Source organism: Streptomyces sp. NPDC034103, assembly GCF_055575395.1.
The window spans coordinates 131,076-145,990 of record NZ_JBVISS010000001.1; the positions used below are offsets into that span (position 1 = coordinate 131,076).

The 14,915-nt window shown below is 73.5% G+C and carries 14 protein-coding genes; 3 read left to right on the forward strand and 11 right to left on the reverse strand.

Annotated elements, in window-relative coordinates; genetic code table 11:
• Nucleotides 1-12: 12 nt before the first annotated feature.
• From ACZ56U_RS00610 to ACZ56U_RS00630, 5 genes are read right to left on the reverse strand one after another with little or no spacing between them, the layout of a single operon-like run.
• On the reverse strand, nt 13-1,275 hold the full coding sequence (locus tag ACZ56U_RS00610) for an ABC transporter substrate-binding protein (protein ID WP_469081822.1): 1,263 nt from the start codon (nt 1,273-1,275) through the stop codon (nt 13-15).
• Nucleotides 1,272-2,366, reverse strand: coding sequence for a branched-chain amino acid ABC transporter permease (locus tag ACZ56U_RS00615; RefSeq protein WP_469081823.1), 1,095 nt, complete (start codon nt 2,364-2,366; stop codon nt 1,272-1,274). Before ACZ56U_RS00615 ends, ACZ56U_RS00610 begins: the two co-directional genes overlap by 4 nt.
• The gene (locus tag ACZ56U_RS00620; RefSeq protein WP_469081824.1) at nt 2,359-3,249 is read right to left on the reverse strand and encodes a branched-chain amino acid ABC transporter permease; all 891 of its coding nucleotides are present in this window, start codon (nt 3,247-3,249) and stop codon (nt 2,359-2,361) included. Before ACZ56U_RS00620 ends, ACZ56U_RS00615 begins: the two co-directional genes overlap by 8 nt.
• A complete protein-coding gene (locus ACZ56U_RS00625; RefSeq protein WP_469081825.1) occupies nt 3,246-4,010 on the reverse strand; it encodes an ABC transporter ATP-binding protein in 765 nt (254 codons plus the stop codon). The genes ACZ56U_RS00620 and ACZ56U_RS00625 overlap by 4 nt, the downstream gene beginning before the upstream one ends.
• Before the next feature lie 4 nt (nt 4,011-4,014).
• On the reverse strand, nt 4,015-4,809 hold the full coding sequence (locus ACZ56U_RS00630; protein WP_469081826.1) for an ABC transporter ATP-binding protein: 795 nt from the start codon (nt 4,807-4,809) through the stop codon (nt 4,015-4,017).
• 181 nt (nt 4,810-4,990) lie between these two features.
• Here ACZ56U_RS00630 and ACZ56U_RS00635 point away from each other — a divergent pair, with 181 nt between their 5' ends.
• Complete coding sequence (locus ACZ56U_RS00635) at nt 4,991-6,187, forward strand: PucR family transcriptional regulator (RefSeq protein WP_469081827.1); 1,197 nt, start codon at nt 4,991-4,993, stop codon at nt 6,185-6,187.
• Here the strand turns inward: ACZ56U_RS00635 and ACZ56U_RS00640 are convergent, their stop codons facing one another.
• On the reverse strand, nt 6,188-7,306 hold the full coding sequence (locus tag ACZ56U_RS00640; RefSeq protein ID WP_469082265.1) for a glycerate kinase: 1,119 nt from the start codon (nt 7,304-7,306) through the stop codon (nt 6,188-6,190). It lies immediately after the preceding gene.
• A 191-nt stretch (nt 7,307-7,497) separates the two neighbouring features.
• On the opposite strand from ACZ56U_RS00640, the gene ACZ56U_RS00645 reads away from it, so the two are divergent.
• Nucleotides 7,498-8,568: an ADP-ribosylglycohydrolase family protein gene (locus ACZ56U_RS00645; RefSeq protein WP_469081828.1), complete on the forward strand. Its 1,071-nt coding sequence runs from the start codon at nt 7,498-7,500 to the stop codon at nt 8,566-8,568.
• A gap of 51 nt (nt 8,569-8,619) precedes the next feature.
• Nucleotides 8,620-9,117, forward strand: a complete 498-nt coding sequence (locus ACZ56U_RS00650; RefSeq protein WP_469081829.1) for an NUDIX domain-containing protein — start codon at nt 8,620-8,622, stop codon at nt 9,115-9,117.
• An 18-nt stretch (nt 9,118-9,135) separates the two neighbouring features.
• Here ACZ56U_RS00650 and ACZ56U_RS00655 read toward each other — a convergent pair whose 3' ends face one another.
• The 5 genes from ACZ56U_RS00655 to ACZ56U_RS00675 form a co-directional block, all read right to left on the reverse strand.
• Nucleotides 9,136-10,281: an RNA polymerase sigma factor gene (locus ACZ56U_RS00655; RefSeq protein ID WP_469081830.1), complete on the reverse strand. Its 1,146-nt coding sequence runs from the start codon at nt 10,279-10,281 to the stop codon at nt 9,136-9,138.
• Nucleotides 10,274-10,696: a YciI family protein gene (locus ACZ56U_RS00660; RefSeq protein WP_469081831.1), complete on the reverse strand. Its 423-nt coding sequence runs from the start codon at nt 10,694-10,696 to the stop codon at nt 10,274-10,276. Before ACZ56U_RS00660 ends, ACZ56U_RS00655 begins: the two co-directional genes overlap by 8 nt.
• Before the next feature lie 141 nt (nt 10,697-10,837).
• Entirely contained in the window at nt 10,838-11,320 is a 483-nt protein-coding gene (locus ACZ56U_RS00665; RefSeq protein WP_469082266.1) for a methylated-DNA--[protein]-cysteine S-methyltransferase, read from the reverse strand.
• 18 nt (nt 11,321-11,338) lie between these two features.
• Nucleotides 11,339-12,820, reverse strand: a complete 1,482-nt coding sequence (locus ACZ56U_RS00670) for an AlkA N-terminal domain-containing protein (RefSeq protein WP_469081832.1) — start codon at nt 12,818-12,820, stop codon at nt 11,339-11,341.
• Between the two features lie 55 nt (nt 12,821-12,875).
• Nucleotides 12,876-14,915, reverse strand: a complete 2,040-nt coding sequence (locus tag ACZ56U_RS00675) for a heavy metal translocating P-type ATPase (RefSeq protein WP_469082267.1) — start codon at nt 14,913-14,915, stop codon at nt 12,876-12,878.

Below are 14,915 nucleotides of genomic sequence, written 5' to 3' on the forward strand. Positions count from 1 at the left end.
GCCCCGTCTGGCTCAGGCCTTCGGCGTGTACGCCTCCGCCACCTCGGAGGCGGTCGCCTCCTGTACGACCTTCATGCCGCCCGTCACGCTCTTGTCCGGCTGGAGGATCACGCTCTGCCGGGAGGAGGGGGACTTCGGGTCGGTGAAGTCCTGCTCGGGGCCGAAGCCGACGCTGAAGGAGTCGAGGGTCAGCAGGGCCTTGCCGACGCCCTCACGGGTGAGGTCCTTGCTCGCGCAGGCCTTCTTCAGTGCCTCGCCGAAGGCCGACGCGGCGGTCCAGCCGGCGACGATCCCGTTGTCGAGGGAGTCCTTCGGATAGGCCGCCCGGTAGTCGGCGACGAGCTTCTTCGCCTCCGGGGTGTCCGCGCCGATGGGCAGCGAGGGCGAGGCGACGTAGTAGTTCTTCATCAGGGCCGGTCCCGCCTGGGTGGCCAGCAGCTGGGGCGCGAAGGCGGAGTTGTTGCCGATGATCGGCACGTCGAAGCCGCCGGCCGCCGCCACGCCGACGAGCGAGGCCGCCTGGCGGGGGCCCGCACTGATCACGATCGCCTTGACGCCGGCCTGCTTGAGGGCGGCGACCTGGGCGGTCATGTCGTTGTCGGTGGGCTTGATCTTCTGCTCGACGACGGTCAGCCCCTCCTCCTCGCCGATGTGCCGGGAGCCGGCCAGCGCGCTCTCGCCGTAGTCGCCCTCGAAGTACACGTGGCCGAGCTTGTCGCCCTTCTTGAGTCCCTTCTCCTTGATCAGGAAGTCGACGGCGTTCATCGTCTCGATGTCGTAGGTGGAGCCGATGACCCGGATGTACGGGCTGCCCAGCAGCGCCGAGGACCATCCCTGCGGGAGTACCAGGCCCTTGTCCTGGCCGTCGACGCGCTGCTTGACGGCGGCGACGAACGGCGAACCGATGAACTGCGCGAAGCCCAGCACCTTCGGTTCCAGCTCGGTGTAGCCGGAGATGGCCTTCTGCGGGTCGTAGCCGTGATCGCGGACCGTCAGCTGGACCTTGTAGCCGCAGACGCCGCCCTCGGCGTTCAGCTGCTTCACATACAGCTGCTGGGCCTGGGTGACGCTCTTGCCGAGGGTGGCGTAGACGCCGGTCATGTCGGTGAGGGCGCCCAGCGCGATGGTCTTGCCGGAGACGCCCTCGCCGGTCTTCACCCCGCCCGTGGCCTTGTCGCCGTCGTCGGAGTCCTTGGCCTTGGAGCTGCATCCGGCCAGGACGAGCAGTGCGGCGAGTGCGCCCGCGGCGGCCCTGGCCGCGTACGTCGTGTTCATCGTTCCTCCCCTGAAGGGTTTTCCCCTGAATGGGTTGTGCGGCGCCGGGCGGCCGGTCTGACCAGGCCGCCCGGCAGGAACAGCACCACCAGCACGACGGCGGCGCCGTAGAGGTACCGGGATGCCTCGCCCGGTGCGATCCCGCCCGTACCGGGGGCGGAGACCAGGGGGAGCGCATCGCTGTAGCGGGTGAGCAGTTGGGGCAGCAGCGTGACGAACACGGCCCCGGCGACCGCGCCGGAGACCGAGCCGAGCCCGCCGATGACGATCATGGCGAGGTACTCGAGGGACAGCGTGATGCCGAAGTAGTCGGGCACCGTGCGCTGGAAGACCAGCGCGAGCAGGACGCCCGCGAGTCCCGCGTACATCGACGACAGCACGAAGACGGCGGCCCGGTGCCGGGCGACCGGCACGCCGATCACGCCGGCGGCGATGCGGTGGTCGCGGATGGCGTTCATGGCCCGTCCGGGCCGTCCGGCCAGCACGCCCCGGGCGAACAGCGCGCCCGCGAGGAGCAGGACGAGCCCGGCGTACCAGAGCTTCTCGGCGGAGCCGAAGGGCACGGCGGCGACGAGGAGTTCACGGTCGTCGAAGGTGAGGCCGAAGAGGCTGAGCGGCGGGACGTCGCGGCCGTTGGCGCCGCCGGTCAGGTCGTGGGCGTTGAACATCACGTGCTGGCCGATGAAGACCAGCGCGAGGGTGGCGATGCCGAGGTAGGCGCCGCTGAGCCGCCCGGAGATGGGGCTGAACAGGCCGCCCGCGACGCCCGCGAGGAGGACCGCGAGGGCGGCCGCCAGCCAGGTCGGCAGGCCGAGCCCGGTCAGTCCGTCGCCGCCGTCCGCCGCGAACACGCAGTAGCCGTAGGCGCCGACGGCGAGGAAGAAGGAGTGGCCCATGGAGAGCTGGCCGGTGGCGCCGGTGAGGAGGTTGATGCCGATCGCGCCGATGGCGGCGGCCATGGCGAAGAGGCCGGCTTGCAGCCAGAAGCGGTCGAGGTAGAACGGCAGCACCAGCAGGAGCACGGCGCCGACGGCCCACAGGGCGGTGCGGGTGCGGATCAGCCGCAGCGGTTTCACCAGGACGTCAGACACGGGCGGGCTCCTTCGTGCCGAACAGGCCCGCCGGACGGATCAGCAGGATCGCCACCATCACGAGGTACGGCGCGAGATCCCCGAGACCCCGGCCGAGGAACGTCAGATCGCTCTGGTAGCCGGTCGCCAGCGACTCCGTGACGCCGACCAGCAGTCCGCCCACCAGCGCGCCGGTCGTGGAGTCGAGGCCGCCGAGGATCGCCGCCGGGAAGGCCTTGAGGGCGGCGAGCGAGGTGGCCCGTTCCAGCCCCGGCGTGGGGAAGACGGTCAGGAACAGCGCCGCCACGGCGGCCAGTCCCCCGGCCACGGCCCAGGCGCCGAGCGAGACCCGTCCCAGCCGTACGCCCATCAGGGCGGCCGTCTCCGCGCTCTCCGCGGCCGCGCGCATCGCCACGCCCCAGGAGGTGTACCGGAAGGCCAGCAGGAACACCCCGATGAGCAGGGCCGCCGCCACGAACGCGGCGATCCGGGTGTGGGCCAGCGAGATCGGGCCCAGCCGGAGCACGGAGTCGCCCCACGGGTCGCCGAGGGTCATCACGTCGGTGCCGATACGGCGGGTCAGTTCGGTGGTGAGCAGGATGTCGACGCCGATGGTGACGATGGCCAGCACACTGTGGTCGGAGCCCCGGTAGCGCCGCATCACCAGGAACTCCACCGCCGCCCCGACCACCGCGGCGCCCGCGATCCCGACGAGCAGTGCGGGCCAGAACCCGAGGTCGTCGTGGAGGGTCGCGGTGACATAGCCGCCGGCGAGCAGCAGCGAGGCGTGGGCGAAGTTGACGACCTCGGTGGCCCGGAAGATCACCACGAACCCGAGCGCGATCAGCGCGTACACCGAGCCCAACGAGACGCCGTTGAGAAGGATTTCAGCGAAGGTGCTCATGACGCGTCCCCCAGGTAGGCCCGGACGACGGCCGGATCGTTCTGTACGTCGGCGGGGACCCCGTCGGCGATCCGGCGCCCGAAGTCCAGCACGGTCACGGCGTCCGCGAGCCGCATCACCACCCCCATGTCGTGTTCCACCAGCACGATCGAGATACCGAGGCCGTCGCGAACTCCCGCGATGACGGCGGCCGTTCGGCGCCGCTCTCCGGCGGTCATCCCGGCGACGGGCTCGTCGAGGAGCAGCAGGCGCGGCTCCATGCAGAGCGCGCGGGCCAGTTCCGCGAGCTTCTGCTGCCCGTACGGCAGGGAGCCGGCCGGGCGGTCCAGGCAGTCCGCGATGCCGACGAACTCGGCGATCTCACGGACGCGTTCACGGTGTGCCCGCTCCTCGCGGGCGGCGGAGGGCAGCCGGAGTCCCGCCGCCAGGAAGCCGGTCCGGGTGAGCCGGTAGCGGCCCAGCAGGAGGCTGTCCTCGACCGTGGCGCGGGGCGGCAGGGCGAGGTTCTGGAAGATGCGGGCGACACCGAGGCCGGCGATGCGGTGCGGAGGCATCCCGGTGAGTTCGTGGTCGCCGAAGCGGACGCTGCCCTTCGTGGCCCGGTAGACGCCGGACAGGACGTTGAAGCAGGTGGACTTGCCGGCGCCGTTGGGCCCGATGAGGGCGTGCACGGTGCCGGGGCGGACGGTGAAGCTGACGTCGTCGAGGGCGGTGAGGCCCGCGAACCGGACAGTCAGGCCGCGCACGGCGAGGGTGTCCATCGGTTCACCCCTTCCAGCGGGTCAGCGTGCGGCCCACGACCTGGTCCGCGTCGGCCGCCGCGTCCTCGTCGACCACGCCGAGGTAGCGGCGGCGGACTTCGTCGGAGGCGGCCAGTTCGGAGGCCGGCCCGGACAGGGTCACCTCGCCGACCTCCAGGACGTAGGCGCGGGTGGCGAGGCGCAGGGCGAGCGCGGCGTTCTGTTCGACGAGGAGGACCGCGGTGCCCTGTTCGTTGATCTCGCGGACGGTGTCGGCGATCCGCTGGGCCATGAGCGGGGCCAGGCCCAGGGAGGGCTCGTCGAGGAGCAGCACCTTCGGGGCGGCCATCAGCGCCCGGGCGACGGCGAGCATCTGCTGTTCGCCGCCGGAGAGCAACCCGGCGCGCTGGTGGGCCCGTTCGGCGAGGACGGGGAAGAGTTCGTGCACCCGGGCGAGGGCTTCCGGGCGACCGGAGCGACTGCCGCCGAGGGCGCCCGCGCGCAGATTGTCGGCGACCGTCATCCGGGCGAACACCCGCCTGCCCTCCGGCACCTGGGACACCCCGGCCGCCACCACCCGGTCCGGCGCGAGCCCGTCCAGGCGTCGGCCGCCCAGGCGTACCTCGCCCTCGGTGACGGCACCGCCGTGGAAGGACAGCGTGCGGCTGATCGCCCGCAGCAGCGTCGACTTGCCCGCGCCGTTGGAGCCGAGGACCGTCACCACCGTCCCCTCGGGCACCTCCAGGGACACCCGGCGCAGGGCCCGCACGGGCCCGTATCCGACCGACAGCTCCCGCACCACGAGTCCGGGACCATCCATGGACTTCCCCCCTGTGTTCACTCTGTGTGGCGCTCACCCCAGCACCGGTGCGAGCGCGCGTCCACGGCCCCCGGCGATGTCGCTGCGGGTGCCCAGCGGCCCGGCGCCCGCGTTGTGCGCGCGCACAACACCGCGTGTCAGGGGCCTGTGCGCGGGCCTGTCCCGATGACATCCTCCGGTCATGGGTGGGCGAAGGCTGCGGACCGGCCATGACTGGAAACTGCTCGCGGAGTCCTGCACGGCTCTGCTGGAGGGGGTGCCCGAGCTGGTCGACGAGCACCTACGGCAACTCGCCGAGCACTCCCCCGTCTACGCGGGGGTGCTCGCACCGGACCTCCAGTGGCGGGAGGCCGAGGAGGCGATCCGGATCGGCATCGAGACCCTGGCGGCGCCACGGGAGTCGCCCCGCCGCGACCTGGAGCACGCCGAGGACCTCGGCCGGCGCCGGGCGCATCAGGGGCTGCCGCTGGATCTGCTGGTGCACGCCTACCGCAACGCCGGCTATCTGGTGTGGGACGCGCTGGTGGAGGGTGCCTCGGGGCGGGAGCCGGAGCGGCTCGCGGCGTTGATGCGGTCGGCGACAGTGGTGTGGTCGGCGGTGGACGCGCAGACCCAGACGGCGTCGGAGGCGTACCGGGCGACCGAGGCGGACCTGCGCCGGCGTACCGACGAACAGTTGCAGGCGCTGCTCGACGCGCTGCTGGAGGGGCAGGCGACGCCAGGGCTGGCGGCGCGGGCGGCCGCGGGACTCGATCTGCCGGAGCACGGCCCCTACGCGGTCGTGGTGCTGCGGGCGGTGCGGCGGGACACGCACGGGCAGCCGCTGCGGGGAGCCGGGTTCCGGTTCATCTGGCGGATGCGGGCGGACTGCGAGATCGGGGTCGTCGCCCTCTCGCCCGGTCAGGGGCTGGACGGGGTGGCCCGGGCGCTCGACGGCCGCTGCTCGGGCCCGGGCGGCATCAGTCCGGTGGTGCCGGGACTCGCCGAGCTGGGGCGGGCCCGACGGCTGGCGGAGCTGGCGCTGCGGACGTGTCCGCCGGACGCGACCGCCGTCGTACGGCTGGACCAGCGCATGCCGACGGCGCTCGTGGTGAGCCAGCCGGAGCTGGCCGACCGGCTGGTGACGGACGTGTTCGGCGCGCTGCTGGAGCTGGAGCCCGCCGACCGTGCCGTGCTGCTGGAGACCCTCGATGTGTGGCTGGCGTGCGAGGGCTCCGCGGGGCGGGCCGCGGGACGGCTGTACTGCCACCGCAACACGGTCTTCAACCGGTTGCGGCGGCTGGAGCAGCTGACGTCCCGGTCGCTGGCCCGGCCCCGGGACCTGATCGAGATGACGCTGGCGCTGGACGCCTACCGGCTCTCGGGTGCCCGGCGGTGATCAGGTCAGGAAGTCCCGCGCGATCTGCTCCGCCACCCGCTCCAGGATCGGGCCCGCGTCCGCGATGCACTTGGCCACGTCCGGCTCGATCTCGGTGAGGGGGTACGCCCGCCGGATGCCGGCCCTGCCGAGCGCCTCGGGCGGCAGGGCGAGTCGCCCGCACACCGCGACGACCTCCTTGTCCGCGGCACGGGCCGCGGCGGCGACGCCCGCGGGGGCCTTGCCGTGCAGGGTCTGCTCGTCGAGGGAGCCCTCGCCGGTGATGACCAGCGTGGTCCGCTCCAGCGCGGGGGCGAAGCCCAGGACGTCGAGCATGACCTCGATTCCGGCCCGGAATCGGGCACCGACCAGCAGCGCGCCGTAGCCGATGCCGCCCGCGGCGCCGGCGCCAGGAGCTGCCGCGTACTCGGCGGCCTGGGCGCCGACGGCCGACTCCAGCACGCGCGCGTAGTGCGCGAGCGCCTCGTCGAGGGCCGCCACGTCGTCCGGGGAGGCGCCTTTCTGCGGGCCGTAGACCGCGGGCGCGCCCTTCGGGCCGGTCAGCGGGTTGTCGACGTCGCTGGCGAGGACCAGTTCGACGTCGGCCAGGCGCGGGTCCAGGTCCGAGAGGTCGGCCGTGGCGAGGTCCGCGAGACCGCCGCCGCCCGGGGCGACCGGCTCGCCGTCCTTGTCGAGGAACCGCGCGCCGAGCGCGGTCAGCATGCCGGCGCCGCCGTCGGTGGTGGCGCTGCCGCCCACGCCGAAGACGATCGTGCGGGCGCCCGCGTCGAGTGCGGCCCGCAGCAGCTCGCCGGAGCCGTACGTGGAGGCCGTGAGCGGGGCGAAGACGCCCTCGGGCAGGCGCTGGAGGCCGCTGGCCTCCGCCATCTCCACCACGGCCGTGTCGCCGCGCAGTGCGAAGGCGGCGGTGACCTCCTGGCCGAGCGGCCCGGCGGCCTTGATCTCGTGCCGCTCAAAGCCGGCCGCGACCGCCGCGTCCACGGTGCCGTCACCGCCGTCGGCCACCGGCAGCGCCGCGACGTCGAGTCCCGGCACGACCCGGCGCAGCCCGGCCGTCACCCGCTCGGCGACCTGCACGGCCGTCAGCGACCCCTTGAACTTGTCCGCGGCGATGAGCACCCTCTGGGCACCGTTGCCTGCAGCGTCCGCCACCTTGTATTCCCCTTGCTCTTCGGGCCTGGACGATGTCAGGCCAGTCGCGCCGCTGCGACCATAACCGCAGGCACCCCCCGCCGTCATGCCCCGCCCGGACCGTGAGAACGTGCCGTGACCCCGCTGTGCGCGCCCAGGAAATCGGGTAAACCGGTCCTATGACCCCTGTGGGCACCGCACCAGAGCTCGCCGACCGCGTCCTCGGGGGCTGGCTGGGCCGGATCGCGGGCAACATGCTCGGCAAGCCGGTCGAGCAGGGCGAGGTGTGGACGCGGGACCGGATCGACCGCTATCTGCGGCAGGCCGCCGCACTGCCGCTGACCGACTATCTGCCCGAGCCGGTGAGCGAGAGCGACGGCTTCGAGCTGCGCCCCGAGTGGCGCAGCTGTGTGCGCGGCCGTATCCACGGCAGCTGCCGCGACGACGACGTGGACTACGCCATCCTCGGCCTGGACCTCCTGGAGACCCACGGCTTCGGCTTCAGCACCGAGCAGGTCGGCGACCTGTGGCTGAGCAGGCTGCCGTACCTCCAGACGTTCACCGCGGAGCGCGCCGCCTACCGCAACCTCGCCAACGGGCTGAAACCACCGCTGACGGCGACGTACGACAACCCCTACCAGGAGTGGATCGGCGCCCTGATCCGGGCCGACATCTACGGCTGGACCTGTCCCGGCACCCCGCGCCGCGCCGCCGCGCTGGCCCGCCGGGACGCGGTGCTGTCGCACACCGGCAACGGGGTGTACGGCGCGATGTGGGCGGCCGCGCTGGTCTCGGCGGCGTTCACGGCCCCGACGGTGCGCCGCGCCCTGGACGAGGCGCTGACGGTCGTACCGGCGAGCAGCCGGCTCGCCCGGACCGTGCGCCGGGTGATCTCGCTCCACGACACCCGGATGAGCTGGGAGGACACCCTCGGCACGGTGTCCGAGGAGACCGCCGGGATGAGCTGGATCCACACCGTCCCGAACGCCGCGGTGCTCACCGCCGGGCTGCTGTACGGCGACGGCGACTTCACCCGGACCGTCACGCTCACCGTCCGGGGCGGTCTGGACACCGACTCCAACGGGGCCACCGCGGGGTCGGTGGCCGGTGTGCTGACCGGGGCCGAGGCGATTCCGGCGCGGTGGAAGGACCCGCTGGAGGACACGGTGCGCAGCGCGGTGTTCGGGTTCGACGGGGTGCGGATCAGCGAGCTGGCCGAGCGGACACTGCGGCTGCTGGACGCGGAGTGAGCGGCCCCGGGGCCCTCCTTCTGCCTGGCGGGGGCTGGTTACCCTTCCTGGATGACCAGTGCTCAGGACTTCGCCACCTACATCGCCGGCCTGCCCCGCGTGCTCGCCGGTGCCGCCGCTCTCTTCCGGGACGAGGCGGGCCGGGTGCTGCTCGTGGAGCCCAACTACCGTGAGGGCTGGGCGCTCCCGGGCGGCACCGTCGAGTCCGACGACGGCGAGACCCCGCGCCAGGGCGCACGCCGGGAGACCGCGGAGGAGATCGGTCTGGACCGCCGGCTCGGCCGGCTGCTCGCGGTGGACTGGGTGCACGGGACGACGGCCCGGCCGCCGCTGGTGGCGTACCTCTACGACGGCGGTGTGCTCGGCGAGGAGGACTTCAAGGCGATCCGGCTCCAGGAGGAGGAGCTGCTGTCCTGGCGGCTCGTGCCGCGCGAGGAGCTGACCGCCTACCTCCCGGACGGCCTCGGCCGCCGGGTCCTGGCCGCGCTGGACGTCCTCGCGGGCGGCGCCGGGACGGCCGAGCTGGAGAACGGGCACCGGGTCTCCTGAGGCCGCCGCCGGTGCGCCTCAGTCCTTGCCGCGGGAGTTGAGGCGGGCGGCCTGCCGGGTGAGGTGGTCGCGTTCGGCGAGGTCGGAGGCCTTGCGGGCCGCCTCGGCGTACAGCCGTGCCGCGGTCGTCAGGTCGCCGGCGCGCTCGTGGAGGTAGGCGGTCGCCGCGGTGTGGCGGGGCAGGGAGGCGTCCAGCTCGGCGAGCGCCGCGAGGCCCGCCCGGGGTCCGTCGGCCTCGCCCACGGCGACCGCGCGGTTGAGGCGGACGACGGGGCTGTCGGTCAGGCGCGCGAGTTCGTCGTACCACTGAACGATCTGCACCCAGTCGGTCTCCTCGGCGGTGAGCGCGTCGGCGTGCAGGGCGGCGACGGCGGCCTGGGCCTGGAACTCGCCCAGCCGGTCACGGGCGAGGGCCGCCTGGAGGATCTCGACGCCCTCGGCGATCAGGTCGGTGTCCCAGCGGCCGCGGTCCTGCTCGGCGAGCGGCACGAGGCTGCCGTCGGGCGCGGTACGGGCGGCGCGGCGGGCGTGGTGGAGCAGCATCAGGGCGAGGAGTCCGGCCACCTCGGGGTGGTCGATGACGGTCGCGAGCTGCCGGGTGAGCCGGATCGCCTCGGCGGCGAGGTCGACGTCGCCGGAGTAGCCCTCGTTGAAGACCAGGTAGAGCACGCGCAGCACGGTGGCCACGTCGCCGGGCCGGTCGAACCGTACGCCGGAGACGGTGCGCTTGGCACGGCTGATGCGCTGCGCCATGGTCGCCTCGGGCACCAGGTAGGCCTGGGCGATCTGGCGGGTGGTGAGTCCGCCGACGGCGCGCAGGGTGAGGGCGACGGCGGAGGACGGGGTGAGCGAGGGGTGGGCGCACAGGAAGTAGAGCCGGAGTGTGTCGTCCACGTCGGTGGCCGGGCCGGGCGCGGGCTCCTCCTCGACTCGGTCCTCGCGGCGGCGGCGTGCGGTGTCCGCGCGGGTGGCGTCGAGGAACTTCCGCCAGGCCACGGTGACCAGCCAGCCCTTGGGGTCCCTCGGGGGGTCGGCCGGCCATCCGCGGACCGCCTCGACCAGGGCGTCCTGGACGGCGTCCTCGGCCGCCGCGAAGTCTGCTCCGCGGCGGACGAGGACGCTCAGCACACTCGGCGTGAGGCTTCTGAGCAGCGCCTCATCCACCGGCGTGGCAGTCCGTGACGGTGGGTGACGCGGAGAGGAACGGGCGCAGCTCCAGCCACTCGTGGATCGGCTTGCCGCCGGCGCCGGGGGCGGCCGACAGTTCTCCGGCCACTTCGACGGCCCGCTTGTAGCTGTCGACGTCGATCACCATCCACCCGGCGATGAGGTCCTTGGTCTCGGCGAACGGCCCGTCGGTGACCGGCGGGCGGCCCTCCCCGTCGTACCGCACCCACGTGCCCTCGGGGGCGAGCGCCTGCCCCTCGACGTACTCCCCGGTCTGCTCCAGCCGCTCCGCGAAGTCCCGCATGTACTGCACGTGCGCCGAGATCTCCTCCGGCGTCCACTGCTCCATGGGCACGTCGTTGGCCGGGGCCGGGGCGCCGCGGTAGTGCTTCAGCAGCAGGTACTTGGCCATGGTGGGTCTCCTCGGTACTGGTGCGACCCATTGTGGCCGCGTTCACTGCCGGGACGGAGCCGGTCGCGGGTTCTCGACATCGCCGGTGGAATTTTTTCGGGGGCCGCGGTAGGGCGCGGGGCCGGCGCATGTCGGGCGGCTTCAGAAGAGGGCCGCGCCCCGCTCGAAGTCCAGCAGCCGCTGCTTGCGTTCCACGCCGCCGCCGTAGCCGGTCAGGCTGCCGTCGGAGCCGACGACGCGGTGGCAGGGGACGATGATGCCGATCGGGTTCTTGCCGTTGGCGAGCCCGACCGCGCGAGAGGCGCCGGGCTTGCCGAGAGCGGCCGCGAGGTCGCCGTAGCTGCGGGTCTCGCCGTAGGGGATGCGTCGCAGCTGCTGCCAGACGTCGCGTTGGAACGGGGTTCCGGCCAGGTGGAGTTCGACGGTGAATTCCTTCAACTCCCCTTCGAAGTAGGCCTTCAGCTGGTCGGCCGCCTCCCCGAAGGGGCGGTCGTCGCGGGCGCCGAAGTTCTCCTGGGGCGGGCGGTGGCGCTGCTCGGTCATGTAGAGGCCGCTCAGGGCGCCGTCCGTCGCGACCAGGGTCAGCGGGCCGTACGGGCTGTCGATCACGGTGTGCTGTTTCACGGTGCTCACGGAACGTCCTTATACCGGGAGGAAGTTGATCGGGTGGGTGTCGGTCGCCCACAGGTACTGGACCGCGTACGCCCGCCAGGGGCGCCAGGCCGCCGCCCGCGCGGTGAGGGCGGCCGGGGTCGACGGCAGGCCCAACTCCTGGGCCGCCTTGCGGATGCCGAGGTCGGTGGGGAGGAAGGCGTCGGGGTCGCCGAGTGCGCGCATCGCGATGACGTCGACGGTCCAGGGGCCGAACCCGGGGAGGGCGAGGAGGCGGGCGCGCGTGTCCGCCCAGTCGGCCTCGACACCCAGGTTGAGTGATCCGTCGGCGAGTTGGGTGACGAGTGTGGTGAAGGTGGCGCGCCGGGTGCGGGGCATCGCCAGGGTCCCGGGGTCGAGCGCGGCGAGCGCCTCGGGGGCCGGGAAGAGGTGGGTGAGGCCGCCCTCCGGGTCGTCCACCGCCTCGCCGTGTGCGGCCACCAGGCGGGCGGCGTGGGTCCGTGCCGCCGCCGTGGACACCTGCTGCCCGAGGACCGCCCGGACCGCGAACTCCGCCTCGTCCACCGTCCGTGGCACCCGCCGCCCGGGCGCCTTGTCGACCAGCGGCGCGAGGACCGGGTCGGTGCGCAGCTGGTCGTCGACGGCGACCGGATCGGCGTCCAGGTCGAGCAGGCGCCGGCAGCGGCTGATGGCGACGGTCAGGTCGCGCAGGTCGCCGAGGGTGAGACGGCAGGCGATGTGATCGGGGTTCGGGGTGAGCGTCACGACGCCGTGCCCGTACGGCAGCCGCAGGGTGCGCCGGTAGGCGCCGTCCCGCCACTCCTCCACCCCCGGTACGGCGGTCGCCGCGAGGTGGCCGAAGAGGTTGTCGGGGTTGAGGGGGGCGCGGAACGGCAGTCTCAGGGTCAGGGCGCCGGCCGTGTTCCTGGGTGCGCCGCGGGGCGTGCGGGCGCGCAGGTCGGTCGGGGAGAGCGCGAAGACCTCCCGGACGGTGTCGTTGAAGGTGCGGATCGAGGAGAAGCCGGCGGCGAAGGCGATATCGGCCATCGGCAGCGGGGTCGTCTCGATCAACAGCCGTGCGGTCTGGGCGCGTTGGGCGCGGGCCAGGGCGAGCGGACCGGCGCCGAGCTCGGCGAGCAGCTGGCGTTCGACCTGCCGGGTGCTGTAGCCGAGCCGGGTGGCGAGCCCGGGCACGCCCTCCCGGTCCACGACACCGTCGGCGATCAGCCGCATCGCCCGGGCGACCAGGTCGGCGCGCTGGTTCCACTCAGGGGAACCGGGACTGGTGTCCGGGCGGCAGCGCTTGCACGCCCGGAACCCGGCCTGCTGACAGGCGGCGGCGCTCGGGTAGAACGTCATGTTCTCGGGTTTGGGCGGCACCACCGGGCAACTGGGCCGGCAGTAGATCCGGGTCGTCAGGACCGCCGTGAAGAACCACCCGTCGAAGCGGGCGTCCTTCGACTGGACGGCGCGCACGCAGCGCGATGTGTCGGTGTGCATCCCCTTCTGCATGCGTCCAGCATGGGGCAGCCACCGGGGCCGGGCTGGCGGGAATCCGACGTCAACCTCACGCTTCCTGCGTCGTTCCGGATCGCCACGCCGCCTCGCGCAGCAGCCGCAGCCCGTTCAGGCCCACCAGCACGGTGGAGCCCTCGTGACCGGCGACGCCGAGCGGCAGCGGGAGGTGGCCGACGAGGTCCCAGACGACGAGGACGGCGATACAGCTCCCGGCGATGGCGAGGTTCTGCACCACCAGCCGCCGGGCCGCCCGGGACAGCCGTACGACCGCCGGTACGGCCGCCAGTTCGTCCCGCACGATCACCGCGTCCGCCGTCTCCAGCGCCAGGTCCGAGCCCGCGCGGCCCATCGCGACACCGGAGTGCGCGGCGGCCAGGGCAGGCGCGTCGTTGACCCCGTCACCGACGAACAGCACCTTGCGGCCCGCGTCCTGCATCTCGCGTACGGCGTTCACCTTGTCCTCGGGGAGCAGGTCCGCCCGGACGTCGGTCAGCCCGGTGGCCTCGGCGACCCGGGCGGCGGCACCGGCGTTGTCCCCGGTGAGGAGAACGGGGGCGGTGCCCGTCAGGGCGGTGAGCGCCGCGGTCGCGGCGGGAGCCGCGGGACGCAGCCGGTCGGCGAGGGTGAGGGTGCCTACGGGGGTGTCGTCGCGGGTGACGAGGACGACGGTGGCGCCGGTGGGGGTGGGGGTGGGCGGGGTGGTGCCGGGGGTAGAGGCGGCCGGGGTGGTGTGCCCGGGGTCAGCGGTCCCCGGGGTCGTACCGGGCTCGGTGTCGGCGGTGGCCGTGTCCGCCCGGCCGACCCGGACCAGTCGGCCCTCGATCCTTGCCGTCACCCCACGCCCCGGCTCGGCCACGAACCCCTCCGCGCCCGCGATCCGCAGCCCCCTCCCCCGCGCCGCGCTCACGATGGCTCGCGCCAGCGGGTGCTCGCTGGATCGTTCGACCGCGGCGGCCAGCGCCAGCACCTCGTCCGCGTCCAGCCCGGAGCCCGGCAGCGGCCGTACGTCCGTCACCTCCGGCGCGCCCTCGGTGAGCGTGCCCGTCTTGTCGAGGGCGGTCGCGTCGATCTCGCCCAACCGCTCCATCGCGACGGCCGACTTGACCAGCACACCGTGCCGGCCGGCGTTGGCGATGGCGGACAGCAGAGGCGGCATCGTCGCGAGCACGACCGCGCACGGGGAGGCGACGATCATGAAGGTCATCGCGCGCAGCAGCGCGTCCCTGAGGTCGGCGCCGAACATCAACGGCACGGTGAACACGGCGATCGTGGCGGCCACGACGGCGACCGAGTAACGCTGTTCGACCTTCTCGATGAACAACTGGGTCGGCGCCTTGGTGCGGGACGCCTCCTCGACCAGGGTCACGATCCGGGCGATGACCGAGTCGGCGGGGTCGCGCTCGACGCGGACGCGCAGGGCGCCGGTGCCATTGAGGGTGCCGGCGAAGACCTCGTCGCCGGGGCGCTTCGGCACCGGCAGCGGCTCGCCGGTGATGGTGGCCTGGTCGGCCTCGCTGACGCCGTCCAGCACCCGACCGTCGGCGCCGATGCGCTCACCCGGGCGGATCAACAGGACGTCGCCTACGGCGAGTTCGGCGGTGGGCACGGTCTCCTCGGCGCCGACCGAGTCGTCGCCTGGAACGCGCGTCGCCGTCGTCGGTGCGAGGTCCAGCAGACCCCGTACCGAATCCGCGGTGCGGGCCGTGGCCAGGGCCTCCAGGGCGCCGGAGGTCGCGAAGATGACGATCAGCAGACCGCCGTCGAGGACCTGGCCGATGGCGGCGGCGCCGAGTGCCGCGACGATCATCAGCAGGTCGACGTCGAGGGTCTTCTCGCGCAGCGCCCGCATGCCTTCCAGCGCGGGCTCCCAGCCACCGGCCACATAGGCGATCGCGTACGCGGGCCCGTACACCCACGCCGGAGCACCGACGACGGTGTCGAGGAACAGGCCGATCAGGAACGCGGCCGTCGCCACCGCCGCCCAGCGGGCCTCGGGCAGGGCTAGGACGCGGGTGCGGCGGCGGGGGGCCGTCGGGGCGGGCGAAGGGGCACGGCTGGGGATGAGAGTCGCAGACACCCGCCACACCAT

What these genes read in the sequence shown, in the direction of transcription:
- ACZ56U_RS00610 (WP_469081822.1), bottom strand. Translation starts at nt 1,275, where the DNA reads ATGAACACGACGTACGCGGCCAGGGCCGCCGCGGGCGCACTCGCCGCA.
- ACZ56U_RS00620 (WP_469081824.1), bottom strand. Translation starts at nt 3,249, where the DNA reads ATGAGCACCTTCGCTGAAATCCTTCTCAACGGCGTCTCGTTGGGCTCG.
- ACZ56U_RS00625 (WP_469081825.1), bottom strand. Translation starts at nt 4,010, where the DNA reads ATGGACACCCTCGCCGTGCGCGGCCTGACTGTCCGGTTCGCGGGCCTC.
- ACZ56U_RS00630 (WP_469081826.1), bottom strand. Translation starts at nt 4,809, where the DNA reads ATGGATGGTCCCGGACTCGTGGTGCGGGAGCTGTCGGTCGGATACGGG.
- ACZ56U_RS00635 (WP_469081827.1), top strand. Translation starts at nt 4,991, where the DNA reads ATGGGTGGGCGAAGGCTGCGGACCGGCCATGACTGGAAACTGCTCGCG.
- ACZ56U_RS00645 (WP_469081828.1), top strand. Translation starts at nt 7,498, where the DNA reads ATGACCCCTGTGGGCACCGCACCAGAGCTCGCCGACCGCGTCCTCGGG.
- ACZ56U_RS00650 (WP_469081829.1), top strand. Translation starts at nt 8,620, where the DNA reads ATGACCAGTGCTCAGGACTTCGCCACCTACATCGCCGGCCTGCCCCGC.
- ACZ56U_RS00660 (WP_469081831.1), bottom strand. Translation starts at nt 10,696, where the DNA reads ATGGCCAAGTACCTGCTGCTGAAGCACTACCGCGGCGCCCCGGCCCCG.
- ACZ56U_RS00670 (WP_469081832.1), bottom strand. Translation starts at nt 12,820, where the DNA reads ATGCAGAAGGGGATGCACACCGACACATCGCGCTGCGTGCGCGCCGTC.
- ACZ56U_RS00675 (WP_469082267.1), bottom strand. Translation starts at nt 14,915, where the DNA reads ATGGTGTGGCGGGTGTCTGCGACTCTCATCCCCAGCCGTGCCCCTTCG.